Source organism: Deferrisoma palaeochoriense (assembly GCF_054656955.1).
Map to the genome: position 1 here is coordinate 1 of NZ_BAAHXI010000183.1, position 453 is coordinate 453.

1 protein-coding gene is annotated in these 453 nt (G+C 76.4%); it reads left to right on the forward strand.

The window, feature by feature from the left end; translation table 11 throughout:
- Positions 1 to 60: 60 nt before the first annotated feature.
- On the forward strand, positions 61 to 453 hold a 393-nt coding region (locus ACYQ8L_RS18630), incomplete at its 3' end, for a thermonuclease family protein (protein ID WP_459943317.1).

Below are 453 nucleotides of genomic sequence, written 5' to 3' on the forward strand. Positions count from 1 at the left end.
GCCTAGCCCGGAACGGAGTCAGCCATGGAGGGCAGGGGAAGGCGCGCAGGACGCGCGCTCGTGGTTTTCTGGGCCTTGCTCGGGCTGGTCGCGGCCGCCCGGGCCGACCTGTCCGGCCGGGTGGTGGCCGTGGCCGACGGCGACACCCTCACGGTTCTCGTGGGGACCGAGCAGGTCCGGGTGCGGCTCGCCGGCATCGACTGCCCCGAGCGGCGCCAGCCCTTCGGCCGCAAGGCCAAGGAGTTCGCCTCGCGGCTCGCCTTCGGCCAGGTGGTCCGGGTCCGGGGAGAGGGCCGCGACCGGTACGGCCGGGTGGTGGGCGAGGTGATCCTCCCGGACGGCCGGAGCCTCAACCGGGAGCTCGTGAGCGCGGGGCTCGCCTGGTGGTACCGCCGGTACGCGCCCGACGATGCCGACCTGGCCCGGCGCGAGGCCGAGGCCCGCACCGCCCGC